Here is a 23,727-nt window from a genome sequence, read left to right as displayed (position 1 = left end):
GGACGGCGCGAGGACGCCCCGGCGGGCCGAAGCTGAGGTCGACCGTGTCCCACCGGGCCGAGGCCTCGGGGGTGAGGATCGTCCAGTGCAGGCTGCGGAAGCGGCCGACGAAGAACGGCGCCGCCGCCGCCAGGATGTGGTGGTCGGGCTCGAACCACGCGACGAAGCGCTCGGGCCCCTCGCCCTCGACCCGGCGGAACCGCAGGAAGGCGTGCATCTTGTGCAGGTCGCGGGCGATGGCCTTGGCCATCCGCTCCAGGCGGTGGACCAGGGGATCGCTCGACACCTCCAGCAGGCGACGCTCGCCGTGGAGAACGCGCCAGACCAGGGTGTAGAGGAGAGCGTAGCGTTCGGGGTCGCGATGCGGCACCACTTTTGTGACGAGGTCGCCGACCCCGCGCGGTAAGGCCAGAGCCGGGGCGTCGGTGACCGCCTCAGGGGTCCCGAACAGGCCGGGCGCCTCGCCGACGGACCAGATCACCCGCTCCGGGGGAACGGCGGCGGCGGCGAGGCGCCGAACGGCGTCGCGAAATCCCGCGGCATCGGCGCCGGGCGAAAGGCGCACTGCCTGCGGTCCGCCCCCGAACAGATCGGCCCCCGCCGCCACGATCAGAACAGGCTCAGTTGCTTCGGCGGGTCGGCGAGGCGCGCCCGCAAGTCGAGGCGATCGGTCAGCCCGCCGCTCGGCCGATAATCCTCCGCGATGAGGAACGGGCGCGCCCGCTTCAGCCCCGAGGTGAGGCGGGCGATATCCTCCAGGCGCAGGCGGGTGTGACGGCGCGCCCGGATGATCTTGTCGACGGCCCTGGCGCCGAGGCCCGGCACCCGCAGGAGCCATTCCCGGTCGGCCCGGTTCACGTCGAGGGGGAAATGCGCGCGATGCTTCAGGGCCCAGGCGAGCTTCGGATCGACGTCGAGGGCGAACATGCCGTCCTCCGTCGCGTCGGCGACGTCGTCGGGGGTGAAGCCGTAATACCGCAGCAGCCAGTCGCCCTGGTACAGCCGGTGCTCGCGCTGGAGCGGGGGCGACTTCAGGGGCAGGATGGTGGAGCCGTCGGGGATCGGACTGAACGCCGAGTAATACACCCGCTTGAGATTGAACGAACCGTACAGGAGCGCGCTCTTGCGCATCAGCGCCTCGTCGGTGGTGGTGTCGGCGCCCACGATCACCTGCGTCGATTGTCCGGCGGGCGAGAACCGGCGCTTCTCCGCCTTGGCCTCGACGATCCGCTCGCCGATCTGCTGGATGGCATGCTGGATCACCGCGCCGTCCTTCTCGGGGGCGAGGCGCGCGAGGCTTACCTCCGTGGGAAGCTCGACGTTGATGGAGAGGCGGTCGGCATAGAGGCCCGCCTCCTCGATGAGCCAGGGGCTCGCCTCGGGGATCGACTTCAGGTGGATGTAGCCGCGAAAGCCGTGGTCGCGCCGGAGCGATTTGGCCACCCGCGTCAAGAGCTCCATGGTGTGGTCCGGTGACTTGATGATGCCGGACGAGAGGAACAGCCCTTCGATGTAGTTGCGCTTGTAGAATTCCACCGTGAGGGTCACGACCTCCTCGACGGTGAACTTCGCCCGCTGAACGTTGGACGAGCGGCGATTGACGCAATAGGCGCAGTCGAACAGGCAGTAATTCGTCAGTAGGATCTTCAGAAGCGAGATGCAGCGCCCGTCCGGAGTGTAGGCGTGGCAGATGCCCGCCCCCGTGGTCGAGCCGAGTTCGCCCTTGCCCGCCGTGCGCTTGGGAGCGCCGGACGAGGAACACGAGGCGTCGTACTTGGCGGCATCCGCGAGGATGCGCAGCTTCTTCGCGAGGGCTTCGTCCATTTGAGGAAAATGGTCCCCGTTCGCCCTTCGTTCAAATTTTATCGCGCCGAATTCGGGTTTCGTGCCCTGCCGGATCGTCGCAGGCTCAGGACTCCGGCCCCTCCTCCGGCTCCGCCTCGACGATGCGACGGGCGAGGCCGTAGGCGAACCCGGCCCGGGCCATGGCGGCGAGGTCGCGGTCGCGGTGCGCTTCGCGGGTCTCCGGCCGGCGCCACGGCCCGAGGCGTCGGCGCTTCGCATAGGCCATCGCCGCCGCCTCTTCGGTGTCCGTCCCCTCGGCGTCGGCCGCATCGCGCTCGGCCGCCATGGCCTCGGTGACGAGGTCGCGCGCCACGCCCTTGGCGGCGAGCTTGGCCGAGAGGGCACGGGCGGAGGTGCCGCGTCGGCGCAGGGCCGCCATCCGGCCGGCGGTGAAGCGCGCGTCGTCGACGAGGCCGGCGCTCACCGCGCGGGCGACCACGGCCTCGATGGCCTCTGCATGGACCGAGGGGTCCTCGTCGCGCAGGCGGCAGCGCTTCTCCACACGGCGCTGAAGCGTCCGCCGCAGCATCGCCACGGAGGCGCTGTAGCGTTCGAGATAATGCAGGGCGGCACGCTCCAGATAGGCGGCGGTGACGGGCGGCGTGGCCTTGGCGGATGGCCCGGCATTTGCGGGCTTTGCAACGTTGGCGGCGTTCATGGGTTCTTCACGCTTCAGACAGGTTTCCGGGTCAGGGTCGACCGGATTCGTCGGATGCCGGATCACAACGATGGATGAGGGCTCGAGCATGTCATGCCGGCAATCCTCCTGAGACGCGAATGGCTCCTCGTCGCCCTCGCCCTCGGCCTCGCGGCCCTGGCCGGCGCGGTGGTGTACCTGTCGCGCCCGACGGTGCTGACGGTGGCGGTCGGACCGCGCGACGGCGCCGAGGCGACTTTGCTTCAAACCTATGCCCGCGCCCTGGCCCGCGGGCGAGAGGATGTGCGCCTCAGAATCGTCCCCTACGACGATGTCCGCGACAGTGCCGAGGCTCTGCAGCGCAACACGGCCGATCTCGCGGTGGTGCGCCCCGACGTCCTTCTGCCGGAGAACGGCCTGACCCTGGCGATCCTGCACGACGAGGCCCTGCTCATCGTGGCCCCCGCCTCGGCCGCCCTCGAAAGCTTTCCCGACCTGTCGCGCAAGCGCCTCGGCATCGTCGAGCGGCACGGCGCGGACGTGCCCTTCGTGACCAATCTCCTCGGCTTCTACGACTTCACCGCCGGGCCGCCGGGCGAGGCCACGCAGGACAAGGCGGGTCCCGCCCGCGTCACCCTCGTGCCCCTGAAGCCCAACGAGGTGACGGCCGCCGTGACGGAGGGACGCGTCGACGCCGTGGCGGTCATCGCCGCCCCGGCCTCGAAAGCCGCCATCTCCACGGTCCGCGCCGTGGAGGCAGCCTCTCCGGAGAAGCAGGTCACCTTCGTCGACGTGCCCGACGGCGAGGCCATCATCCAGCGAATGCCCGAGCTGCAGGCGGTGACGATTCCGGCCGGCACTTTCGGCGGCCGGCCGAAGCGGCCGGAGGAGGATGTGAAGACGGTCGGCGCCTCGTACCGGCTGATGGCGCGCGGCAGCGTCAGCCGCTTCACCGTCGCGTCCGTGACCCAGCACCTGTTCGAGTGGCGCTCCAAGCTCGCCCCCCAGGCGCCCCTGGCCAATCTGATGAAGGCGCCGGACTTCGATTCCACCGTCGCGGCGACGAGCGCGCGGCTGCCCAACCACCCCGGCGCGGTGGATTATTTCGAGCGCGAGCAGCAGACGCTGTTCGAGCGCTACGAAGACTACATCTACTTCCTCGCCTTCTTCGGCGGCACCATCGGTTCGGGCATCGCCTGGCTCGGCCAGCGCCTCGCCCGTGAGCGGCGGGAGCGGATCGACGTGGTGCTCGACCGGCTCCTCGATCTCCTGCGCGAAATCCGCGAGGCACGCACCCAGGAAACCCTCGACGGCCTCGTGTGCGAGACCGACGGTCTCGTGGCCGACGTCGTTCGACATGCCCGCGAGCGCAACATCGACACCCGCACGATCAGCGCCCTCATCCTCGCCATCGACGCGGTCCACGCCGCCGTCAACGATGCGCGTCACGCCCTGGAGGCGCCGGGGCCGGGGACCATGCGCAGCCCGACCCGGACCCGCACGGCCCGCCTGCTGCCCCTTCACACACCGGCGGCCGAGTAGCGCGCCGTCCGTCCGTTTGCCTCACACGTCCTCGGACGCTGCCAGGGCCCGCAGGGCTTCGAGGGCGCGGCGGCGCCCCTGCGGAGTCCGGATCCTCCACCACAGCCGCAGGCATTCGTTCGCCTCGGCCATGTCGCCCACCGCGGCGGCGATGTCGCCCTGCGTCGCGGCCGCAGTGAAGAAGTAGTCCGGCGGCAGGTCGAGGGTTTGGGCGATCCGTATCAGGCGCGCACGAATGAGACCCTCTGGTTCGTCCATCGTCATTTTCAGACCATAAGTCGCACCATGGAGAAACCGCAATGGGTTGCGCTCATACGGGAAAGCACGATTGACTGATTCGCATTCGGTGATCGGCCTCACAGTAGATCCTCGAGGATGCTGCATTGAGGCGGGAGCTCCTCCGTGATTTTCGCGGTCGATCAGGCTGGAGCGCTGAGCCATGTCAGCCAGGAATGGACGCGCCTGACGGGCCAACCCGTCAGCGTCGCGCTGAACGAGGGCTGGCTGTCCTGTGTTCACGAGCATGACCGTGAGGTCGTGCGAATGGTCCTGATCCAGGCGATCGACGAGCGGTCGGAGTTCAGCGTCCAGTTCCGCCTGTCTTCGGCCGATGGCGGCATACGGTGGATCGGAGCGGGCGGCGTTCCGTCGTTCGGTCCGCCGGGTCGGACCTTCCTCGGCTACCTCGGCTCCATGACCGAATTGACGCCGGATGCGCCCAACGTGCTGACGGCCGTCGGCCGGATGGGCCGTTTCGTTCCCCCGCCCCCGCATCCGGCGACGGTGACGAGCGATCACCTCGAAACCATCGCCGACCACCTCCTCATCGCCAATGCCCTGATCGAGGGCGACGGCGCGAAGTCCGCCCTGCCCGGCCTGCGTGCGGCTCTGTATGAAGTCGGCCGCGCCCTCGCCAAGAAGATCGACGCGGAGCGGGTCCTCAACTGAACCCGCGGCCCGGCGCCGGATGGTCGCGCGCGGGCCGAGGTCGATGGCCCTGCGCAGGCGCCCATCGGGATCGCGCGGATCGACGAGGCAGCCGCCGGCTTAGTCGGCGTCGTCCAGTTCCGGGCCGCGCGTGACGTCGAGGCCGCCGTCCCGTCCCGTGGGTGGGCCGACGGTGACGGGCCGCCCCGAGCGAGCCGCCTCGTAGATCGCCTCCATCAGCACCTGATCCTGCAGCCCCTCCTCGCCCGGGGTGCGCGGGCGCCGGTCCTCGAGGATGCAGCGGGCCATGTGGTCGATCTCGAGGGCGAACTGGTTCTTCGGGGTCAGCATCCGCGAATCCTGCGATTCCACGGCGCCGTCCGGGCGCGAGACCACGAGGTGCTGGCCGCGATACGCGAAGGCGTTGCGCAGATCGATGTCGGCCCGCTCCGTATGAAGCTGGAGGCGGCGCGATTCGTGCACGCCGTAGCTCGTCATGCACTGGGCGATGATGCCGGAGGGGAACCGCAGGGTGAACGACACCGTCTCCTCGACCTCGGCGAACTTCCCGTCGCCCGGCGGAGAATGCAGGCTCGCCTCGATGGAGACCGGCTCCTCGCCCGTGAGCGCCCGCACCCCGTTGAGGCAGTAGAGGCCGATATCCGGCAGCGCTCCGCCCCCCGACAGGGTTTTGTGCAGGCGCCATTGCTGGGGCAGTCCCGTGGTCTGGCCGTTGAAGGCCTGGATCAGGCGCGGCTTGCCGAATTCACCGGAACGCGCGAGGCGCGTCACCTCGCGGTTGAACGGCTCGTACTGGCAGCGATAGGCGATCATGAGTTTGAGGTTCGCCTTGGCGCAGGCCTCGATCATCTCGCGGGCCTCGGCCGAGGAATTGGCCATGGGCTTTTCGCAGAGCACGTGCTTGCCGGCTTTCGCGGCGGCCACGACATGGTCGCGGTGCAGGCCGTTGGGGGTGACGATGTAGACGGCCTTCACGGCCGGGTTCTGGGCCAGCCGCTCCCATTCGTCGTAGCCGTAGACGGAATCGGCAGGCACGCCGTACTGCTCGGCGACGAGCTTGGCCTTGGCGGGTGTTCCGGACATCACCGCCGCGAGGCGGGCACGCTTCGTCTCGCCGAAGGCGGGCAGAATTTCCTCGAGGCTGAGGCGCCCGAGGCCGACCACGGCGAAGCCCACGCGCTGGGCCGGCGGCATCGGGGCGGGCGGCGGCGGCGGCACCCGGTCGCCGGCGCCGCGCCAGTTCGGAAACAGCACCTTGCCGCCCTGCACCGCCCCCGTATCGGCGGGCACGGACGGGCCCGGGAGCCCCTGCCCCTGTGCCTGCGCGCTGCCAAGGCCGAGGGCCGCGCCGGTGACGGTCAGTCCGCCCGCGCGCAGGAGATTGCGCCGGGAGAGGGGGAGGTCGTCGCTCATCAAGAACACTTCCGAAAACCGCCGCCGCGAAGTCCGCGCGGCGGATACCCCGGAGGAACGTTACCCGAACCGGGGTGTTCCTGCGGTCAGTCGTCCCCGCCCGTGGCGGCGAGACGTTCGCGCAGGGCTGCGTTCTCCGTCCGGACAGCGCGCAACTCGCGCACGAGGTGGAGGGGAACCGTGACGCCGGCGGCCACCGTGGGGGCGAAGCGAACGCCGACGCAGTCGCCTGCGCGCCAGACGATGTGGGCCGTGCGCGTCTCGGATCGCGCATCGATGGTGATCGGGAACGAGGCAGGGAGCGGCACGGCCTCGCTGACCACGAGCTTCGCGCCCTCGGGACCGACATTGCGCACGAGGCAGGCGGTGGCCGAGCCCCCCGGCCCGGCCTGGAGGCTTGCGCCGAGGAGGCTGCGCTGACGCGGATTGCGGCGGCGCTCGCGGATCTTGGTCAAAGAATTCTCCATCGGTTGCAAAGACAGACAATCACAACCAAACCTCAATGGATGCAGGGGCCGGACACCTTTCTGACCAAAGCGTTAACGTGATCCGGTAACCGGCTCCGGCCCCTGCGCGGGCGTCTCCACCTCGCCCCGGCGCTGGAGCTGGAGGGCCACGAACCAGCACAGGGCGGCCCAGGCCGCGCCGACGCACCAGCCGGCGAGCACGTCGCTCGGCCAATGGACGCCGAGATAGACCCGGCTGAAGCCGACGAGCAGGGTCATAGACACGCCCACCAAAATCACCAGGACCTTCACGCCGCGCTGGCGATCGACCCGGGCGACGAGGGCGGCGAGAGTCAGGTAGGCGATGGCAGACATCATGGCGTGGCCGCTGGGAAAGCTCGCCGTGAACACCTCCATGCCGTGGGGCACGAGGTCCGGCCGGGGCCGGTGGTAGAACATCTTCAGCACCGTGGAGGCGAGTTCGCCCCCGCCGATGGCGGCGACCACGAAGGCGGCGATCCGGCGGCGCCCGGTCATGGCGAGGTAGGCCACCGCCACCGCCGTCACGAACACGATGGTGAAGACGCTCCCGAGGCCGGTGATGTCCCGCATGGTCTCCTCGAGCCAGCGCGGCCCGATGGGGTCGGACAGGTCGGCCGGGTTGCGCAAGGCGAGCAGGATCTTGCGGTCGAGGGCCGCCGTGGAGCCCTCGCCGACCTCGCTCGCCAAGGCGAAGAAGCCGTAGCCGAGGAGGCTGACGGCGAGCAAAGCCACGACGGCGCCGACCTCGTTGAGGCGCAACGCGAGGCGCAGGGCGTTGACCCGGCCGATCAAGGGGTCGATGCGGCCGAACGCCGTCAAGGATTTCATCGCGCTGCCTGGAAGCTCTGAATGCGGGTGGAGGGGATCATCGGTTCTCTCCAAACGCGAAGGTCGCCCGGCGTTCCCAGGGACCGCCGAGATAGCGCCACAACACGAGGCCGGGCGCCGTGAAGCTGAAGGGCGCGAACGCGGCCTCCCGCGCGGCGAGCAAGGCGCGGGCCTCGCCCGGCGCCACCTTGTTCTGGATCGTGACGTGCGGGCGCCAGCCCTGGGCATCCTGGGCGGTCAGACCGGCGGCGAACTCACGGGCGAGGCGACCGCGGAAAGCCGAGAGGCCGGCGGATTCCAGGGTGTAGGCGACACCGCGCCCGAGGAAGCGCAGCCCCGTCACGGCGACCATTGGGGGCGCCTCCACGCGGGCCAGCGCCGCCACGGTTTCGGCGATGCCCGGCGCGTCGGGTCCCGGCAGGTGGTGGAACAGGGTGACGTGGGCGGGAATCTTGTTGAGGGCGGCGGGAAAGTGTTGCCGCCGCAGGTCGTCGAAGAACGCGAAGGTCGGCGCGTCGAACTCCAGCGTGAGGATGAGGGGATCGGGCGTCGCGTCGATGTTCGTCATGATGGTTGAGCAGATGGCGCGGCGGGGGGCCGGGGTCCAGTCCCGGCCTGTTCAGGACGACACGGGCCGTCTAGACAGCCCGCCATGCGTCGAAAACACCGGGAGATCGTCCATGTGGGGCGGGAGGGTTGGCTCTTCCTGATCGGAGGCAGCAACGGCGTGCTCGCGCAATATCGCGCGACCCCCGCGCGGTGGTGGCGCCTGCGGGCCTGGACGAAGCTCATCGAGGCCCGGGCAGCCCGGGCGCGCGGCCTCGGCATCCGCTACGTCCACACCCTCGTGCCGGAAAAGCTCTCCGTCTACGACGACCGCACGGACGGGCTCGGCTTCGATGCGCGGCGCTCGCCGGCCCGGTGGCTGGCCCGCCGCCTCATCGACAACCCGGCCTATGTCGATCTCCTCGGGCCGATGCGGGCCGCCCGCGATGGCCCCGTGCCGCTCTACTACCGCACGGACACCCACTGGAACTACGACGGCTGCCTGTTCGCCTACCGCACCCTGCTGCGGGCCTGCGGCGCGGTGCCGCCCGCCGACCTCTTCGCGCGTCCGCGCTTCGAGACGACGCGGGTGCGCGATCTCGGCGACAAGCTGCCGGCGGCCCCCACCGAGACGGCGAGCCACGGCATCATCGACCGCGACGCGCACCGCCACTACGCCAGCCCCCTCGTGGAGGCCTACGAGGCAGCCGGACGCGCGCCCGACCTCCATGTCGGCGCCCATGTGGTCTACCGCAACGACACCCCCGGTGCCGATCCGCGCACGGTGGTGCTGTTCGGTGATTCCTACGCGCATTTCGCGCCGATCATGCTCACGGGGCTGCTGGCCGAGACGTTCCGCGAGGTGCATTTCGTGTGGTCGTCGAGCCTCGACTGGACCTACATCGAAGCGGTGCGGCCCGACCTACTGCTGTTCGAGATGGCCGAGCGCTTCCTCACCCGCGTGCCGGACGACCGCTTCGACATCCGCGCCTTTCAGAAGGACGTGCCGGGGGACGGCGCGACGCCGCAAGCCGCCTGAGGGACAAGGCGGCTCGGAACGCCCCTCGAAACTCGCGGCCCCCGTCGATCCGCGGTCAGAACACGACGGCAGGACGGGAGTTTCTTGAGAAACATCCAAGCGCGGCCGAACAAGAGAGGTGGTCCGGCCCCCTCGACAGATCGGGACGCCACCATACATCTGCCTCATGACTTACGCCCTGCGCCTCGCCCTCGCCTTCGCCCCCCTGCTGCTCGCCGGTCCCGCCCTGGCGCAGACGGCGGTCAAGCTCGAGGGGCGCTGCGAGAAACTCGTGATCGCCGGCCAGGACGTGACCGCGACCTGCAAGGGCACGCTTATGAACACCGTCTCGCGCAGCCGCACCAGTTTCGACTTCGCGGCCGACGGACGGTCCCTCAGCTTCAGCGGCAACGGCGCCCAACAGGAGCGCACGGAGGAGACCGACCCACTCCAGCCCATCAACCTCGTGATCCCGAGCGAGACCACGAAGGACGGCGTGGTCCAAGGCCCCCTCGTGGCGGTGGGGGCCTGCACGTTCAGCACACCGGCGCCGGGCAAGACCGCCATCACCTGCGAGGCCAACGCCGCCAAGGGCGCCTACGCGGGCACCTTCGTCACCGACACGAAGGCGCCCGCCGGCGCGCCGGCGCCCTGATGGGAGGGGCGTGACGGCGGGGACCTAACGGGAGGGGAATTGCCTCGCCAGAGCGCAACCATCCCTTGACGGACGGGCACGCGGGCGGACAGACCCGCCCGAGCCCCAACACTTCTGACGACGTTTCGAGGACCCGATGCTGAACGACGCGCCCCAGGCGGGCGATCCGATCAAGGACGTCACCACGGCGAGCTTCCGCCAGGACGTGATCGCCGAATCCATGCAGCAGCCCGTGCTGGTGGATTTCTGGGCGCCGTGGTGCGGCCCGTGCAAGCAGCTGGCGCCCGTGCTGGAGAAGGTGGTCCAGGCCGCCGCCGGCGCCGTCAAGCTCGTGAAGATGAACATCGACGAGCATCCCTCCATCGCCGGCCAGCTCGGCATCCAGTCGATCCCCGCCGTCATCGCCTTCGACAAGGGGCAGCCCGTGGACGGGTTCATGGGCGCCGTGCCGGAGGCCCAGATCAAGGACTTCATCGGGCGTCTCGCCGGCCCCGCCGGCCCCTCCCCCATTGAGGAAGCCCTCTCCGAGGCCGACGCGATGCTGGGTGTGGGCGACACCGCAGGAGCCGCCCAGCTCTATGCCGCGGTTCTCACCGAGGAGCCCGAGAACATCACCGCCATCGCGGCGCTGGCCAAGCTTCAGCTCGACCTCGGCGCCATCGACAAGGCCCGGGAGGTCCTGGCCCTGGCACCGGCCGAGAAGGCGAACGACCCGGCGCTCGTCGGTGTGCGTGCCGCCTTGGATCTCGCCGAGAAGGCCGCCGAACTCGGCGATCTCGGTGAGTTCCAACGGCGGATCGAGGCTGATCCCGCCGATCACCAGGCCCGCTTCGACCTGGCGCTTGGCCTCAACGGCCTGAACAAGCGTGACGAGGCCGTGGACCAGCTCATCGAGATCGAGCGGCGGGACCGGGCCTGGAACGAGGGCGCGGCGCGCAAGCAGCTCCTCACCTTCTTTGAGGCCTGGGGCCTCATGGACAAGGCCTCGATCCGGGGCCGGCGCCGGTTGTCGACGCTGGTCTTTGCGTGACAGTGAATTTTGGCGTGATCCATCGAACCGACGGGGCGACGTGATGAGCACGCATGCGGGCTACAAGGGACCGGCCGATTGCCCCGGTGTCATCCCGGTCTTCCCCCTGCCCGGCGCCCTGCTCCTGCCCCGCGGACAGATGCCGCTGAACATCTTCGAGCCGCGCTACCTCGCCATGGTGGACGATGCCCTGCGCACGGACCGGATCATCGGCATGATCCAGCCCGACGTGGAGGGCGGCGCGTCTCCCATGACCCCGAAGCTGTTCCGGGTCGGCTGCGCCGGGCGCATCACCCAGTTCGCCGAGACCGGGGACGGGCGCTACCTCATCTCGCTCACGGGGATTTCTCGGTTCCGGGTCGAGAGCGAGATGGCGGTGGCCTCGCGCTACCGCCGGTGCCAGGTGTCGTACGAGGACTTCGCCATCGATTTCGAGCCCCGCGCGGGCGAGGACGCCGTGGATCGCGACGGGGTGCTCAAGGCCCTGAAGGACTTCGTCGAGGTGAACGATCTCAAGGTCGATTGGGCCGGGATCGATGAGGCCCCCAACGAGGCCCTGGTCAACGCCCTGTGCATGATGAGCCCGTTCGGCGCCCGCGAAAAGCAGGCGATGCTGGAGGCGCCCGACCTCAAGACGCGGGCAGAGGTCTTGATCGCGGTGACCGAAATGGAGTTGGTGCGGGGTTCGGGCTCCGAGCCCACCCTGCAATGATCGCGCGTGCGAGAAGGAACGGCCATGGCCGATGATACCCAGAGCCCGGTCGAGGCGACCCGCGTCGACCCGAAGCTCCTCGAACTCCTGGTCTGCCCCCTGACCAAGGACACCCTCGACTACGACGTCGCCCGCCAGGAGCTGATCAGCCGTTCGGCCAAGCTCGCCTACCCGATCCGCGACGGCATTCCGATCATGCTGCCCGAAGAGGCACGGCCCCTGACCGACTGACCGTCCCCTCCCCTCCACGCAGCCAGGGCGCGCATCATGTTGACACAGGCCATCCTTCGTCACGCCGCCCCGGCCCTGTTCGCCTGGGCCCTGACCACCATGACCAGCTCCGCCACCGAGCGTCCGCTCATCGCCATCGTCGCCACCGGCGGCACCATCGCGATGAAGAACGATCCCGTGACGGGCGCGCCGGTGCCGGCCCTGTCGGGCGCCGACCTCGTCGGGGCCGTGCCCAAGCTCGCCGACGTCGCCCGTATCGAGGTGACCGAATTCAGCAACGTGCCGAGCGACTACATGGGGCCGGACCTCTGGCCGGGCCTGTCGCGCAAGGTCGACGAACTGCTCGCCCGGCCGGATATTGCCGGGGCCGTCGTTCTGCACGGCACCGACACCCTCGACCAGACGGCCTATTTCCTCGACCTGACCCTGCGCAGCGCGAAGCCGGTGGTGATGGTGGGGGCCCAGCGCAACGCGTCCGATGCCGACGCGGACGGGAGCCGCAACCTCCTCAACGCCGTGCGCCAGATCCTGTCGCCCGACGCCACCGACATGGGCGTGACGGTGACCCTCAACCACCACATCAACGCCGCCCGCGAGGTGCGCAAGACCCACACGAGCAACGTCGAGACCTTCAACTCGGGCGACGCCGGGACACTCGGCTACGTCGACGAGGACCGGGTGGTGTTCTCGCGCAAATCCCTGCGCCGGCAGACCCTGCCGATTCCCGAGCGCATGCCGCGCATCGATCTCGTCGCCATGTATGCGGGAACGGACGGCGCCCAGGTGCGCCAGTCCGCCGATGGGGGCGCCGAGGCCATCGTGGTGGAAGCCTACGGCTTCGGCAACGTGAACGCGGCGATGCACGACGCGATCCAGTACGCCATCGCCAAAGGCGTGCCCGTCGTCGTGGCGACCAAGGTCTATAACGGCCGCGCCCTGCCGGTGTACGGGTTCAAGGGCGGTGGCAACACCCTGCTCAAGGCCGGGGCGGTGTTCGCCGACGACCTGACCCCCGACAAGGCCCGGGTGCTCGCCCTCCTGGCGGTGGCCCAGACCAAGGACCGGGCGGCGCTTCAGGCCTATTACGACCGGTAAGCGACGCGAGATCGCGCGGGAACGGTCTTCCTGCGCCGCCACCCCCATCAGCGCGACGAAAAGCCAAGCTTCGAACAGTCATCGCGGGTTCATCCGGGCGAACGCATAGTGTTCGCGACGGATCGATGACGCGCGTCACATTCCTGCCGCTTCGATCCGTATGCTGGCGACACTCATAAGAGATCGTTTGCTTGGAATGCAGCTCGGCCGGACACGGCTTGAGCTGGGTTGAGCCCGTTTGCCGAAGGATGACGCATGCTGAAACTTGCCGCGATTCTGGCACTTGGAGCCGGCCTCTCCGCGCCCGCCATGGTTCCGGCGACGGCCCGCGAGGCCGTGTCCTTCAACGGCGCGTGGTCGGTGGACCTCGTCACGGAGAGCGGCATGGTGTGCGACAGCCGCTACAGCTACTCGGTGTCCGTCCGGGACGGGCAGGTGCGTCTCGTCTCTGGGCAGAACGCCAGCCTGTCGGGTCGCGTCGGGCCGGACGGCACCGTCGGCCTCAGCGTCACCAACGGCTCCGCCACGGGCGCGGTCTCGGGCCGGCTGCAGGCGAGTTCCGGCGGCGGCACCTGGAAGGTCTCGTCCCTGTGCTCGGGCCGCTGGACGGCGCGGCGTCAGCCGACGCGCACCGCCCAGGCGGAGTAACTCAGGCGCTCGCGAGCCAGGTCCGCGCCTCTTCGATATGCGCGCGGTCGAAGGTCTTGATCGTGGCCGGCGAGACCTTGCCGAAGGTATCGGCGATCATCCGCAGCCACGACGCATCGGTGACGAGGGCCACGTGGCTCACGCCCTTCATCATGGCGAGGCCGAAGCGCGGGTCCTTGAAGAACGCCGCCGGCTCCATGCCCTTGAAGTCCCGGACATCTTCCAGAAGTTTCAGCTTGCCGCCCTTGTCGAGGTCGGCCTGCATAGCGGTGATGACGGTGTTCATGTCGGCATCGGTGATCTGGCCGTCGACCACGATCTCGGCGACGTTCGCGTCCGGCTTCTTCGTGTAGGTCAGCATGTGCAGCACTCCTTGGAAGGGTCGAACGCACCCTGCGAACGGCGGACCCGAGGGGGCGTCTTTCACAGAACCTGAGAAGCATTGTGGCGCGTCGCGCATTGCGAGGCGATCCTACAAAAAACTCTGCGGGTCGACGTCGATGGCGACCTTCACGTTGCCGCGAACCTTCGGTCCGCGGGCGATCCAGTCGCGCAGGTAACTCTGCAGGTCGACGGACCGTTCGGTCTTCACGAGCAGGCGGAAGCGGTAGCGGCCGCGCACGAGGGCGAGGGGCGCCTCCGCCGGCCCCAGCACCATTACGCCCTCCGGCGGCTCGGCGGCACGTGCGAGGGCCTGTCCATGGGCCTCGGCGACGGCACGGTCGGCGGCCGAGACGATGAGGGCGGCCAGACGCCCGAACGGCGGCAGGCCGGCGGCCTCGCGGGCGGCGATCTCCTCCTCGTAGAAGCGCTCCGCATCCCCCGACAGGAGGGCGGCGATGACCGGATGGTCGGGCTGGAAGGTCTGGAGCAGGGCGCGGCCCGGCTTCTCGCCACGCCCGGCCCGGCCCGTGACCTGTTGCAGGAGCTGGAAGGTGCGCTCGGCCGCGCGCGGATCGCCCGAGGTCAGGCCGATATCGGCGTCGAGGACGCCGACAAGCGTGAGGTGCGGAAAGTTGTGGCCCTTGGCCACGAGCTGCGTGCCGATGACGATGTCGCACCCGCCCTCGGCCACGGTCTGGAGTTCGGCCCGCAGGCGCTCGGCCCCGCCGGGAAAATCGCTCGACAGGACGATGACGCGTTTGTCCGGAAACAGCGCCGTCACCTCCTCGGCGATGCGCTCGACGCCGGGGCCGCAGGGGGTGAGATTGTCGAAGGTGCCGCATTCCGTACACGCCTCGGGACGGCGCTCGGCATAGCCGCACTGGTGGCACACGAGGGCCTTGCGGAAGCGGTGCTCCACGAGCCAGGTCGAGCAGTTGCGGCACTGGTAGCGGTGGCCGCAGGCCCGGCACAGGGTGAGGGGCGCGTAGCCCCGGCGGTTGAGGAACAGCAGCGCCTGATCGCCCGCCGCCACCGTCTCGCGCACGGCGGCCACGAGGGCGGGGGCGATGAAGCTGCCGCGCTCCGGCTTGTCCGAGCGCATGTCGAGGGCGGTGATGTCGGGCAGGCGGCGGCCGCCGAAGCGTTCGGGCAGGACGATGTGGCGGTAGCGCCCGCGCTCGGCGTTCACGCGCGTCTCGATGGAGGGCGTGGCCGAGGCCAGGACCACGGGGCAGTTCTCGATGCGCCCGCGCACCACCGCCATGTCGCGGGCGTGGTAATGCACCCCGTCTTCCTGCTTGTAGGCCGCCTCGTGTTCCTCGTCGACGACGACGATGCCGAGATGGGCGAAGGGCAGGAACAGGGCCGAGCGGGCGCCGACCACCACGGCGATCTCGCCCAGTGCCACCCCGGCGCGGATGCGCTCGCGGCGCTTGCCGCCGATGCCCGAATGCCAGGTGGCGGGGCGCACGCCGAAGCGTTCGGCGAACCGGTCGAGGAACTGCGCCGTCAGCGCGATCTCGGGCATGAGGATAAGGGCCTGGCGCCCGCGCCGGACGCAATCGGCCACCGCCTCGAAATACACCTCCGTCTTGCCCGAACCGGTGACGCCTTCGAGGAGGATGGTGGGCGCGCGGAAGGTTTCGTCGCCGACGCCCGTCGTGAGTTTGTGATGGGTTTCGGCAGCCGCGACGGCCTGCCTCTCCTGGATGGGATGGGTCTCGGCGAGGTGTGCGCCCTCTGCGGACAAGCCGGGCGCCTCCCCCTGCCCCGCCCCGTTCAACAGACACGGCTCGGGCCGATCGTCGGGTGGGGGAGCCGGGTTCATCATCGCGATGAGGTCGCGCACGGCGTCCGCCTGTGCCTCCGACAGGGGCACGCGGGCGTGATCGGGGTCGGGCGGCAGCGCCACGGGCTCGGGGGCGAGCGCCGTCGCCTCCAGGGCGCCGTCGTCGATGAGGCCGTCGACCACGCTGAGCGACACGCCGGCCTCCTTGGCGAGCGCGCTTTTACCTCGCAGGGCGCCATCGGCGGCGACTCCGAGCACCTTCAGGCGCGCCGCCGTCGGGCGGGCGGGCGGACGCCCCGAGGCGCGCACGCCGATGCGCACGGTCTCGCCCTGCGCCGCCTCGTCGGGCAGGCGCAGGGCCATGGCGAGCGCCGAGCCCTTCGGCGCCAGGGTGTAGCGGGCGAGCCAGTCCACGAGTTCGCGCAAGGGACCCGCGAGGGGCGGCACGTCGAGGCGGCCCGTGACCGGGCGCAGGTTCGACCCCCCCGGGCTCTGGCGCACGCCCCAGACCACGCCGACGGTCTCGCGGGGGCCCAGCGGGATCTGCACCACGTCGCCCACCGCCAGGGTGAGCCCGGCCGGCACGGCGTAGCTGTAGGCGCTGTCGAGCGCGAGCGGGATCAGGATTTCGGCGACGCTGGGCATCGGCACGGGCTAAGCTGGAACATAACCGGAATATAGGCATGATCGGCGCCGCGCGCGACCGGCCCCGCATTGCCCCCCGGCAGGATTGGCTTTCTAACGGGGTCCCTCCTCCGCCATGCCCGATGCCGATGCCTTCCACGCCCCCGTTTCGCGACCGCTTCGCGCCGCCGCGCCTCGAACTGCAGGATCTGAGCCTGCGCTTCGGCGCCGTGCGGGCGCTCGACGGAATCGATCTCGCCGTGCAGCCGGGCGAGATCGTCGCCCTGCTCGGCGATTCCGGTTGCGGCAAGAGCACGCTCCTGCGCGTCGTCGCCGGCCTGGAGCGGCCGGACCGGGGAAGCGTCCGCCTGGACGGGGCCGAGGTCGGCGCGGTGCCGCCCGAGGCGCGCGGCGTCGGGCTGATGTTCCAGGACTACGCTCTGTTTCCGCACCTCACCGTCGCCGAGAACGTGCGCTTCGGCCTCCACGCCCTCCCGCGCGGCCCGGCCCACACCCGCGCGACGGCGCGCCTGGAGCAGGTCGGCCTCGCTCACCGCGCGGCGAGCTATCCCAACACCCTGTCGGGCGGCGAGAGCCAGCGGGTGGCGCTCGCCCGGGCCCTGGCACCGGGGCCGCGCATCCTCCTCCTCGACGAGCCGTTCTCGAACCTCGACCGGCGCACCCGCGACCGGGTCCGTGCCGACACCCTCGATCTCCTGCGCGAGACCGGCACGACCACGATCCTCGTGACCCACGACCCCGAGGAAGCCCTCGGCTTCGCCGACCGCATCGCCCTCCTGCGGGCCGGACGGGTCGCGCAGGTCGGAACGGGGGCGGATCTCTATCGTCGCCCGGCCTCGCGCTTCGCCGCCCGTTTCTTCGGGGATCTCGTGGAGATCGCCGGCCCCTGCCGCGGGGGCGCGGTGGCGACGCCTTTCGGCCCCTGCCCCGCGCCGGGCTTTCCCGAGGGGGCCGCACTCCTTGCCTGCTGGCGCCCCGAGGCGATCCGCCTCGTGTCCGCGCAAGACGGCATTCCGGGCCGCGTCGTCGGCCGCCGCTTCCTCGGCGCGACAGCGCTCCTGTCCGTCGCGGTCGAGGGGTTCGATGCGCCGCTGTCCCTGCCGGTGCCGGGCACGGATGGGCGGGAGCCGGGCACGGCCGTGCGCCTGGCGTGCGAACCGGGCGACGCTTTTGTTTTTGCCGCCGACGGGGATTAAAATCTAATCTTGAATTCCGCGCGCAAGACTTTCGAGCCTGTAGTTTTGAATTGCTACAAGTCTAAAACTCCACACTTGCTTTTCCTGGCCGCCTGCGTCTGAACGTGCCGTGACATCACGGGGGACGGCATCATGAGGGCTGGGATCAAAGGGATCGCGTGGCTGGGTCTCGCCGCCTGGGCGACGATCGGAACCGCGCTGGCGGCGGAGGTCAACCTCTACACCACCCGCGAGCCCGGCCTGATCAAGCCGCTGCTGGATGCCTACACCGCCCGCACGGGCACCACCGTCAACACGGTGTTCGTGGAGAAGGGGCTGGCCGAGCGCGTGGCGGCGGAGGGCGCACGCGGCAAGGCCGACGTGCTCATGACCGTCGATATCGGCAACCTCATCGAGCTCGTGGACCGCGATCTCGCGCAGGCCGTGCGCTCGCCCACCCTGGAGGCGGCGATCCCCGCGACCTTGCGCGACGCCGACGGGCGCTGGTTCGCCCTCTCCATGCGCGCCCGCGTCGCCTACGCGGCGAAGGACCTGAAGGACCAGAAGGGCCTGACCTACGAGTCCCTGGCCGATCCGAGCTGGAAGGGCGGCCTGTGCCTGCGCTCGGGCCAGCACCCGTACAACACCGCCCTCGTGGCGCATTACCTCGTGCGCCACGGCGCCGAGGCGACGGAGACCTGGCTGAAGGGCCTGAAGGCCAACCTCGCCCGCAAGCCGGCCGGCGGCGACCGCGACGTCGCCCGCGACATCCTCGCCGACACCTGCAAGATCGGGCTCGCCAATTCCTACTATGTCGGCCTGATGCGCTCGGGCAAAGGCGGCCCCGAGCAGAAGACCTGGGGCGACGGCATCGGCGTGCTGCTGCCGACGTTCCTCGGCGGCGGCACCCACGTCAACGTGTCGGGCGCCGTGGTGGCGAAGACCGCGCCCAACCGCGACGAGGCGGTCAAGCTCCTCGAATACCTCGTTTCCAACGAGGCCCAGGGCCTGTATGCCCAGGGCAACTACGAGTACCCGGTGAAGGCCGGCGCCCCCGTCGATCCCCTGCTGGCGGATCTGGGTCCGCTCACCATCGACACCACGCCGCTGGTCGAGATCGCCCGCAACCGCAAGGCGGCGAGCCTGCTCCTCGACAAGGTCGGCTTCGACAATTGATCGTCCACGCATGACCGGGGCCGCGACGGCCCTCGACGCCGAGGACGGCACCCTGCCCCGCGCCGCCGGGCGGACGGCGCGCGTGCCGCTGCGGACGCTCGCCTGGACCCTGGGGGCCCTGGCCCTCGCGGTCCTCGTGCTCAGCCCCATCGCCTCCCTGGTCCTCGCCGCGGCGCAGGGGGACGGCACCCTGTGGCCGCACCTCCTCGCCCATGTCCTGCCCCAGGCCGTGGCGGAGACCGGCCTGCTCCTGGCCGGCGTCGGCGTCCTGGTGGTGGTGCTTGGCACCGGCGCGGCGTGGCTCGTCTCGGCCTATGCGTTTCCCGGCCGGCGCTGGCTGGAGGCCGCCCTGCTGCTGCCCATGGCGGTGCCGACCTACATCGTGGCTTACGCCTATCTCGACCTCCTGCACCCCATCGGCCCGGTGCAGACGGCCCTGCGGGAAGCCCTCGGCTACGCCCGCCCCCGCGACTTCGTGCTGCCCGAACTGCGCTCCCTGCCGGGCTGCATCCTGCTGCTGGGCTTCGTTCTCTACCCTTACGTCTACCTGCCGACGCGGGCGCTGTTCCTCATGCAGGCGGCCAACCTCATCGAGGCGGGGCGGATGCTCGGGCGCACCCCCTCGTCCGTGTTCCTGCGCGTCGCCCTGCCGCTGGCGCGACCCGCCATCGCGCTGGGGGCCAGCCTCGCCCTCATGGAGGCCCTCAACGACATCGGTGCCGCCGAATTCCTCGGCGTCCGGACCCTGACCGTGCAGGTCTACGCCACCTGGGTGAACCGCTCCGACCTCGCGGGCGCCGCCCAGATCGCCCTGGTGATGCTGGTCGCCGTCCTCGCCCTCGTGGCCGTGGAGCGCCGGGCCCGGCGCGGACGGGGCTTTTCCGGCACCGCCCAGCGCCCGCGCGACCTCGCCCGCCGCCGCCTCCGCGGCTGGCGCGCCGCTTCCGCCCTCGCTCTCGGTTTGGTGCCCGTCGCCATCGGCTTCCTGATCCCGGCGTCCTACCTCCTCCGCGCGGCCATCGCGCGGATCACCCGCGTCGGCTGGCCCGCGTCGATCCTGCCCGAGATCGGCCAGACGGTGCTGTATGCCGGCCTCGCGACGGCGCTCGCCGCCGGCCTCGGCTTCCTCGTCGCCGCCGGGCCCCGGCTCCTGCCCGGCCGCCTCGGGCCGGGATTGCTGCGGCTGACCGGCCTCGGCTACGCCCTGCCGGGCGCCATCCTGGCCATCGGATTGCTCGCCCCCCTGGCCTGGGCCGACATGGCCCTGTCGGAGGCGCTGACGCGCCTGTTCGGGTCCGCCCCCGCCCTCATCGGCCTCGGCACCGGCGGCGCCCTCGTGATCGCCTACCTCATCCGCTTCCTCGCCGTCGCCACCGGCACCTGCGAGGCGGGTCTGGCCCGGATTCCCGAAAGCCTGCCCGATGCCGGGCGGATGCTCGGGCGCGGTCCCGCCGCGACCCTCGCCCGGGTGCAATGGCCCCTCGCCCGGCCGGCGGTGCTCAGCGGGGCGCTCCTCGTCTTCGTCGATTGCGTGAAGGAACTGCCCGCGACCCTGCTCCTGCGCCCCCTCAACGTCGAGACCCTGGCGACCCACCTCTACGGTGAGGCGGCGCGGGGCACCTACGAGGATGGCACCGTGGCGGCCCTCCTCATCGTCCTCGTCGGCCTCGTGCCCGTCCTCGTCCTCATGCGTCTCGGCACAAGGCGGGAGGCCGCGACGGCCCGCCCGTGAAATCCCGCAGCCGACCAAATTCCTGCCTTGACGCACCGGGGGGCCTCGCCCTAGAAGGCCCTCGGTCCGGCGGCGACGCCCGGCGGTCAGCCTTCTGCGATGCGGATGGCGCCCCCGAGGCAGGAATGCCCCGAACCGATCAGGCTTGGTGCGGACGGTTAGCACAGCGGTAGTGCGTTCCCTTCACACGGGAAAGGTCGCAGGTTCGATCCCTGCACCGTCCACCAGTCGCCTTGGCATTTTCCTCTTCTTCCAGTTCGATTGCCTCTGGGCTCTGCGCACTTTGCTCGCGGATGCGGCGGACCGGATGGGGTCGTCCCATCCGGTCCGCATGTCGGCTTACGCCCGCACCAGCGGCACCAGGGCGTCCACGGCCTCCAGCAGCTCGTCGAAATGCGCGATCACCCGGTCGGGGCCGAAGGCTTCGACGGGCAGGTCGGTGTAGCCGAACGGCACTGCGATCACCGGAATGCCGGCGGCCTTGGCGGCGTCGATGTCGGCCCGCGAATCGCCCACCATCACCGCGCGGGCGGGGTCGCCGCCGGCGCGTTCGATGGTCAGCGTGATGTGGCGCGGGTCCGGCTTGAAATGCGCGAAGGTGTCGCGGCCGCAGATGGCGGAAAAGCGTCCCGAAACCTCAAGGAGTTCGAGGAGTGCCAGGGCATGGGCCTCGACCTTGTTGGTGCAGACGGCGAGGGCGAAGCCGCGGGCGGCGAGATCGTCGAGGGCCTGGGTCACGCCCGGAAACAGGTGGGAATGGTCGCACAGGTGCCGGCCGTAATGGTCGAGGAAGGCGACGAACAGGATCTCGAGGCGCGCGTCGTCCAGGGTCTCTCCCGCCGCCTCGAACCCGCGCCGGATCAGCGCCTTGGCGCCGGCCCCGATCATGTCGCGGGCCTGGGCGAGGGCGAGGGGCGCGAGGCCTTCCTGCGCCAGGATGGCGTTGAGGGTGCCGACGAGGTCGCCGGCCGTCTCGGCCAGGGTGCCGTCGAGGTCGAACACCGCGATGGGCGGCAGGCTGGACGGCGAGCGGTCGAGGGCGGACATGGGCGGGCTTTCCGGGGTTGATCGCGAACGGGCGCGGCGGGACGGGCGGTGGGCAAGCGCTAGCGAGGGGCCGCGATCCCGGCAAGAGACTGCCGGGCGGGCCACGGTTGTGCCGCAAGGCGGCGCTACCCCCCACGCGACATCCGGGAACGGGACATCGGGGCAATCATGCGTCTGACACACCAGGCCTCACACGGCTTCGGCGCGGGAGTGGCGCTGGCCCTCCTCACCACCACGGCGCTGGCGAGTTCCTACGAATTCGTGCCGGCGCCCCAGATCGACCTCAACCGGGTCTATCGGGTCGACAAGGTCACGGGCGAGGTCACCTCGTGCCAGTACGGCCTGCGCGAGGGCGCGGTGGGCAGCGTCGGCGTCACCGTGTGCTACGGCGCCGGCGAGGGCGCGAGCGCCCAGGCGCCTTCGGAATACGGCCTCGTCGCCTCCCGCCACACCCGCGAGGCGGGGGTGTTCCGGGTCAATTACCGCACGGGCGAGATGAGCATCTGTTACGTCCAGCTCCAGAAGGAGGCGGTGGTCTGCACGGCGCAGGCCAACCCCGTCGGCCCCGAGGAGGCGGCGAGCCCCGTCCCCGGCCGGGCGAGCCCGAGCGTGACACCGCCCCAAGGGGCACCCCGCCCCTGAAGCACGGCGCGTCCCCCGGCCGGCCTCGCCCGCGTTTGACGGCGGTGCCAGCCGTGCTAGGGCCTGCCGACCTTCGCCATCCGAGCCCCGCCATGTCCCCTGTCGTCTCGATCCGTCTTCCCGCCTCCCGGTGCGCGGCGTGAGCGGGCCCGATCTGCGGCGGGCCGCCGCCGAACGGGCCGTCGCCCTCGTCAGGGACGGGATGCGCCTCGGGATCGGCACCGGCAGCACCGCCAACGTCTTCGTCGAACTGCTCGGCGCGCGGGTCCGCGCCGGCCTCGACGTCGTCGGGGTGCCGACCTCGGAGGCGACGCGGGTGGCGGCCGAGGCCGCCGGCATCCGGCTCGCGACCCTCGACGACCTGCCGGAACTCGATCTCACCATCGACGGCGCCGACGAGATCGACGGGGCCATGCGCCTCATCAAGGGCGGCGGCGCGGCCCTCCTGCGGGAGAAGATCGTCGCCTTCGCCAGCCGCCGCATGGTGGTGATCGCCGATGCGGCCAAGCGCGTCGAGACCCTCGGCGCCTTCCCCCTGCCCATCGAGGTGAACCCGTTCGGCCTCGGCGCCACGCGCCGCGCGGTCGAGGCCGCCGTCGCCGCCGCCGGCTGCACCGGCCGGATCGTGCTGCGCGCGGGCGCGGGGGGCGCCCCCCTCCTCACGGACGGCGGACACCACATCCTCGACGCGCATCTCGGGCGCATTCCCGATCCCGAGGCCCTGTCGGCCGCCCTGTGGGCGGTGCCGGGCGTGGTCGAGCACGGCCTGTTCCTCGGCCTCGCCACCGGGGCGATCCTCGCCGAGGCGCGGGACGGGGCCGCGCACGTGATCTGCCTCGGCGCCGTCTGATCGGCATCGCCCTCATCCGAACCGCATCGCAGAAGAGTCTCGGAGCGCTGTCATGTCCCGCCCCCCCGTCCGTCCCCATGCCCTGCGCGCCGCCTTGGCCGGGGCGGTGTTCCTGATCGCACCGCCCGCCTTCGCCCAGGCGCCGCAGAAGCCGGCCGCTCCTCAGAAGGGTGCCCCGGCCACGCCTGCGCCGGCGACACCGGCCGCGAACACGCAAGGCTCGGCCCTCACCCCGTCCCACCTCGCCCTCGCCCGTGAGGTGCTGCTGGGCTCGGGCATCGCCCGCTCGTTCGATTCCATCATCCCGGCCTTCAGCGATCAGATCCGGCAGAACGCCGTGACCCGGCCGGAACTGACCAAGGATCTCGACGAGGTCCTGGCCAGCCTTCAGCCCGAGATGGAACTGCAGAAGCAGGCCATGATCAACACGGCCGCGCGCATCTACGCGACACGCCTCACGGAAGCGGAACTCGCCGACATCGCCACCTTCTTCCGCTCGCCCGCCGGCAAGCGCTACGTCGAGACCCAGCCGCAGGTGCTCGACGGCATCGTCCAGGCTATGCAGGGCTGGACCCAGGAAGTTTCCGAATACGTCATGGTCCGCGTCCGGGCCGAGATGGCCAAGCGCGGCCATCAGATGCAGTAGTGCGG

The 23,727-nt window shown here is 70.6% G+C and carries 26 protein-coding genes and 1 tRNA gene; 16 read left to right on the top strand and 11 right to left on the bottom strand.

The window, feature by feature from the left end:
- The 3 genes from MFF01_RS21095 to MFF01_RS21085 form a co-directional block, all read right to left on the bottom strand.
- Positions 1-565 (bottom strand): TIGR03915 family putative DNA repair protein (locus MFF01_RS21095; protein WP_373319831.1); only part of this gene is annotated, 565 nt, incomplete at its 3' end.
- Between the two features lie 44 nt (positions 566-609).
- Entirely contained in the window at positions 610-1,824 is a 1,215-nt protein-coding gene (locus tag MFF01_RS21090) for a putative DNA modification/repair radical SAM protein (RefSeq protein ID WP_238228348.1), read from the bottom strand.
- A gap of 85 nt (positions 1,825-1,909) precedes the next feature.
- Positions 1,910-2,503, bottom strand: coding sequence for a regulatory protein RecX (locus MFF01_RS21085; protein WP_238228346.1), 594 nt, complete (start codon positions 2,501-2,503; stop codon positions 1,910-1,912).
- A gap of 93 nt (positions 2,504-2,596) precedes the next feature.
- Between MFF01_RS21085 and MFF01_RS21080 the strand changes: the two genes are divergently transcribed.
- Positions 2,597-4,024, top strand: coding sequence for a TAXI family TRAP transporter solute-binding subunit (locus MFF01_RS21080; RefSeq protein ID WP_238228344.1), 1,428 nt, complete (start codon positions 2,597-2,599; stop codon positions 4,022-4,024).
- A 21-nt stretch (positions 4,025-4,045) separates the two neighbouring features.
- On the opposite strand, the gene MFF01_RS21075 is transcribed toward MFF01_RS21080, so the two are convergent.
- The gene (locus tag MFF01_RS21075; RefSeq protein WP_238228342.1) at positions 4,046-4,282 is read right to left on the bottom strand and encodes a hypothetical protein; all 237 of its coding nucleotides are present in this window, start codon (positions 4,280-4,282) and stop codon (positions 4,046-4,048) included.
- Between the two features lie 144 nt (positions 4,283-4,426).
- Between MFF01_RS21075 and MFF01_RS21070 the strand changes: the two genes are divergently transcribed.
- Positions 4,427-4,972, top strand: coding sequence for a PAS domain-containing protein (locus MFF01_RS21070; protein WP_238228340.1), 546 nt, complete (start codon positions 4,427-4,429; stop codon positions 4,970-4,972).
- A gap of 99 nt (positions 4,973-5,071) precedes the next feature.
- Here the strand turns inward: MFF01_RS21070 and MFF01_RS21065 are convergent, their stop codons facing one another.
- The 4 genes from MFF01_RS21065 to MFF01_RS21050 all read right to left on the bottom strand — a co-directional run bounded on the left by MFF01_RS21065 (position 5,072) and on the right by MFF01_RS21050 (position 8,269).
- Positions 5,072-6,385 (bottom strand): Gfo/Idh/MocA family protein, encoded by a 1,314-nt coding sequence (locus tag MFF01_RS21065; RefSeq protein ID WP_238228338.1) that lies wholly within the window; start codon positions 6,383-6,385, stop codon positions 5,072-5,074.
- 86 nt (positions 6,386-6,471) lie between these two features.
- Positions 6,472-6,840, bottom strand: a complete 369-nt coding sequence (locus MFF01_RS21060; protein WP_238228337.1) for a hypothetical protein — start codon at positions 6,838-6,840, stop codon at positions 6,472-6,474.
- Positions 6,841-6,924: 84 nt separating this feature from the next.
- Complete coding sequence (locus tag MFF01_RS21055) at positions 6,925-7,701, bottom strand: phosphatase PAP2 family protein (protein WP_238228336.1); 777 nt, start codon at positions 7,699-7,701, stop codon at positions 6,925-6,927.
- Positions 7,702-7,738: 37 nt separating this feature from the next.
- Positions 7,739-8,269 (bottom strand): 2'-5' RNA ligase family protein, encoded by a 531-nt coding sequence (locus tag MFF01_RS21050; protein WP_238228335.1) that lies wholly within the window; start codon positions 8,267-8,269, stop codon positions 7,739-7,741.
- A gap of 84 nt (positions 8,270-8,353) precedes the next feature.
- Here MFF01_RS21050 and MFF01_RS21045 point away from each other — a divergent pair, with 84 nt between their 5' ends.
- From MFF01_RS21045 to MFF01_RS21015, 7 genes are all read left to right on the top strand, one after another.
- Positions 8,354-9,286 (top strand): alginate O-acetyltransferase AlgX-related protein, encoded by a 933-nt coding sequence (locus MFF01_RS21045; RefSeq protein ID WP_238228334.1) that lies wholly within the window; start codon positions 8,354-8,356, stop codon positions 9,284-9,286.
- 166 nt (positions 9,287-9,452) lie between these two features.
- Positions 9,453-9,920: a hypothetical protein gene (locus MFF01_RS21040; protein WP_238228333.1), complete on the top strand. Its 468-nt coding sequence runs from the start codon at positions 9,453-9,455 to the stop codon at positions 9,918-9,920.
- Between the two features lie 136 nt (positions 9,921-10,056).
- Positions 10,057-10,950: a thioredoxin gene (gene trxA / locus MFF01_RS21035; RefSeq protein ID WP_238228332.1), complete on the top strand. Its 894-nt coding sequence runs from the start codon at positions 10,057-10,059 to the stop codon at positions 10,948-10,950.
- Positions 10,951-10,993: 43 nt separating this feature from the next.
- The gene (locus MFF01_RS21030; RefSeq protein WP_238228331.1) at positions 10,994-11,662 is read left to right on the top strand and encodes an LON peptidase substrate-binding domain-containing protein; all 669 of its coding nucleotides are present in this window, start codon (positions 10,994-10,996) and stop codon (positions 11,660-11,662) included.
- Between the two features lie 24 nt (positions 11,663-11,686).
- Entirely contained in the window at positions 11,687-11,893 is a 207-nt protein-coding gene (locus MFF01_RS21025) for a Trm112 family protein (protein ID WP_238228329.1), read from the top strand.
- A gap of 99 nt (positions 11,894-11,992) precedes the next feature.
- Positions 11,993-12,988, top strand: coding sequence for an asparaginase (locus MFF01_RS21020; protein WP_238228351.1), 996 nt, complete (start codon positions 11,993-11,995; stop codon positions 12,986-12,988).
- A gap of 255 nt (positions 12,989-13,243) precedes the next feature.
- Positions 13,244-13,636, top strand: a complete 393-nt coding sequence (locus tag MFF01_RS21015) for a hypothetical protein (RefSeq protein WP_238228327.1) — start codon at positions 13,244-13,246, stop codon at positions 13,634-13,636.
- Position 13,637: 1 nt separating this feature from the next.
- On the opposite strand, the gene MFF01_RS21010 is transcribed toward MFF01_RS21015, so the two are convergent.
- Together MFF01_RS21010 and MFF01_RS21005 are read right to left on the bottom strand one after the other, a co-directional pair.
- The gene (locus MFF01_RS21010) at positions 13,638-13,997 is read right to left on the bottom strand and encodes a SpoIIAA family protein (protein ID WP_238228325.1); all 360 of its coding nucleotides are present in this window, start codon (positions 13,995-13,997) and stop codon (positions 13,638-13,640) included.
- Between the two features lie 111 nt (positions 13,998-14,108).
- Positions 14,109-16,454: a primosomal protein N' gene (locus tag MFF01_RS21005; protein WP_238228350.1), complete on the bottom strand. Its 2,346-nt coding sequence runs from the start codon at positions 16,452-16,454 to the stop codon at positions 14,109-14,111.
- Positions 16,455-16,582: 128 nt separating this feature from the next.
- Here MFF01_RS21005 and MFF01_RS21000 point away from each other — a divergent pair, with 128 nt between their 5' ends.
- From MFF01_RS21000 to MFF01_RS20985, 4 genes are all read left to right on the top strand, one after another.
- Entirely contained in the window at positions 16,583-17,650 is a 1,068-nt protein-coding gene (locus tag MFF01_RS21000; protein WP_238228323.1) for an ABC transporter ATP-binding protein, read from the top strand.
- Positions 17,651-17,782: 132 nt separating this feature from the next.
- Complete coding sequence (locus MFF01_RS20995) at positions 17,783-18,805, top strand: extracellular solute-binding protein (protein WP_238228322.1); 1,023 nt, start codon at positions 17,783-17,785, stop codon at positions 18,803-18,805.
- Positions 18,806-18,815: 10 nt separating this feature from the next.
- Positions 18,816-20,537 (top strand): ABC transporter permease, encoded by a 1,722-nt coding sequence (locus MFF01_RS20990; protein WP_238228321.1) that lies wholly within the window; start codon positions 18,816-18,818, stop codon positions 20,535-20,537.
- Positions 20,538-20,689: 152 nt separating this feature from the next.
- Positions 20,690-20,764, top strand: a tRNA-Val gene (locus tag MFF01_RS20985).
- A 112-nt stretch (positions 20,765-20,876) separates the two neighbouring features.
- Here the strand turns inward: MFF01_RS20985 and gph are convergent.
- Entirely contained in the window at positions 20,877-21,584 is a 708-nt protein-coding gene (gene gph, locus MFF01_RS20980; RefSeq protein WP_238228320.1) for a phosphoglycolate phosphatase, read from the bottom strand.
- A gap of 168 nt (positions 21,585-21,752) precedes the next feature.
- Here gph and MFF01_RS20975 point away from each other — a divergent pair, with 168 nt between their 5' ends.
- The 3 genes from MFF01_RS20975 (at position 21,753) to MFF01_RS20965 (ending at position 23,722) form a co-directional block, all read left to right on the top strand.
- A complete protein-coding gene (locus tag MFF01_RS20975; protein ID WP_238228319.1) occupies positions 21,753-22,226 on the top strand; it encodes a hypothetical protein in 474 nt (157 codons plus the stop codon).
- Positions 22,227-22,365: 139 nt separating this feature from the next.
- Positions 22,366-23,076, top strand: a complete 711-nt coding sequence (gene rpiA, locus MFF01_RS20970) for a ribose-5-phosphate isomerase RpiA (protein WP_238228318.1) — start codon at positions 22,366-22,368, stop codon at positions 23,074-23,076.
- Positions 23,077-23,128: 52 nt separating this feature from the next.
- Positions 23,129-23,722: a DUF2059 domain-containing protein gene (locus tag MFF01_RS20965; protein ID WP_238228317.1), complete on the top strand. Its 594-nt coding sequence runs from the start codon at positions 23,129-23,131 to the stop codon at positions 23,720-23,722.
- Positions 23,723-23,727 lie beyond the last annotated feature (5 nt).

It is taken from the genome of Methylobacterium adhaesivum (genome assembly GCF_022179065.1).
GTDB lineage: Bacteria > Pseudomonadota > Alphaproteobacteria > Rhizobiales > Beijerinckiaceae > Methylobacterium > Methylobacterium adhaesivum.
The sequence above is the reverse complement of the archived record's forward strand: the minus strand, read 5'-3'. Positions and strand labels throughout refer to the sequence as shown.

Excerpts from the sequence above, each read along its gene's own strand:
- MFF01_RS20995 (WP_238228322.1), top strand. The coding sequence starts at position 17,783 with ATGAGGGCTGGGATCAAAGGGATCGCGTGGCTGGGTCTCGCCGCCTGG.
- MFF01_RS21000 (WP_238228323.1), top strand. The coding sequence starts at position 16,583 with ATGCCTTCCACGCCCCCGTTTCGCGACCGCTTCGCGCCGCCGCGCCTC.
- MFF01_RS21045 (WP_238228334.1), top strand. The coding sequence starts at position 8,354 with ATGCGTCGAAAACACCGGGAGATCGTCCATGTGGGGCGGGAGGGTTGG.
- MFF01_RS21005 (WP_238228350.1), bottom strand. The coding sequence starts at position 16,454 with ATGCCCAGCGTCGCCGAAATCCTGATCCCGCTCGCGCTCGACAGCGCC.
- MFF01_RS21065 (WP_238228338.1), bottom strand. The coding sequence starts at position 6,385 with ATGAGCGACGACCTCCCCCTCTCCCGGCGCAATCTCCTGCGCGCGGGC.
- gph (WP_238228320.1), bottom strand. The coding sequence starts at position 21,584 with ATGTCCGCCCTCGACCGCTCGCCGTCCAGCCTGCCGCCCATCGCGGTG.
- MFF01_RS21025 (WP_238228329.1), top strand. The coding sequence starts at position 11,687 with ATGGCCGATGATACCCAGAGCCCGGTCGAGGCGACCCGCGTCGACCCG.
- MFF01_RS21015 (WP_238228327.1), top strand. The coding sequence starts at position 13,244 with ATGCTGAAACTTGCCGCGATTCTGGCACTTGGAGCCGGCCTCTCCGCG.
- MFF01_RS21055 (WP_238228336.1), bottom strand. The coding sequence starts at position 7,701 with ATGAAATCCTTGACGGCGTTCGGCCGCATCGACCCCTTGATCGGCCGG.
- MFF01_RS21080 (WP_238228344.1), top strand. The coding sequence starts at position 2,597 with ATGCCGGCAATCCTCCTGAGACGCGAATGGCTCCTCGTCGCCCTCGCC.
- trxA (WP_238228332.1), top strand. The coding sequence starts at position 10,057 with ATGCTGAACGACGCGCCCCAGGCGGGCGATCCGATCAAGGACGTCACC.
- MFF01_RS21020 (WP_238228351.1), top strand. The coding sequence starts at position 11,993 with ATGACCAGCTCCGCCACCGAGCGTCCGCTCATCGCCATCGTCGCCACC.
- MFF01_RS20990 (WP_238228321.1), top strand. The coding sequence starts at position 18,816 with ATGACCGGGGCCGCGACGGCCCTCGACGCCGAGGACGGCACCCTGCCC.
- MFF01_RS21030 (WP_238228331.1), top strand. The coding sequence starts at position 10,994 with ATGAGCACGCATGCGGGCTACAAGGGACCGGCCGATTGCCCCGGTGTC.
- MFF01_RS21010 (WP_238228325.1), bottom strand. The coding sequence starts at position 13,997 with ATGCTGACCTACACGAAGAAGCCGGACGCGAACGTCGCCGAGATCGTG.
- MFF01_RS21085 (WP_238228346.1), bottom strand. The coding sequence starts at position 2,503 with ATGAACGCCGCCAACGTTGCAAAGCCCGCAAATGCCGGGCCATCCGCC.
- MFF01_RS21040 (WP_238228333.1), top strand. The coding sequence starts at position 9,453 with ATGACTTACGCCCTGCGCCTCGCCCTCGCCTTCGCCCCCCTGCTGCTC.
- MFF01_RS21075 (WP_238228342.1), bottom strand. The coding sequence starts at position 4,282 with ATGGACGAACCAGAGGGTCTCATTCGTGCGCGCCTGATACGGATCGCC.
- MFF01_RS21090 (WP_238228348.1), bottom strand. The coding sequence starts at position 1,824 with ATGGACGAAGCCCTCGCGAAGAAGCTGCGCATCCTCGCGGATGCCGCC.
- MFF01_RS20965 (WP_238228317.1), top strand. The coding sequence starts at position 23,129 with ATGTCCCGCCCCCCCGTCCGTCCCCATGCCCTGCGCGCCGCCTTGGCC.
- MFF01_RS20975 (WP_238228319.1), top strand. The coding sequence starts at position 21,753 with ATGCGTCTGACACACCAGGCCTCACACGGCTTCGGCGCGGGAGTGGCG.
- MFF01_RS21050 (WP_238228335.1), bottom strand. The coding sequence starts at position 8,269 with ATGACGAACATCGACGCGACGCCCGATCCCCTCATCCTCACGCTGGAG.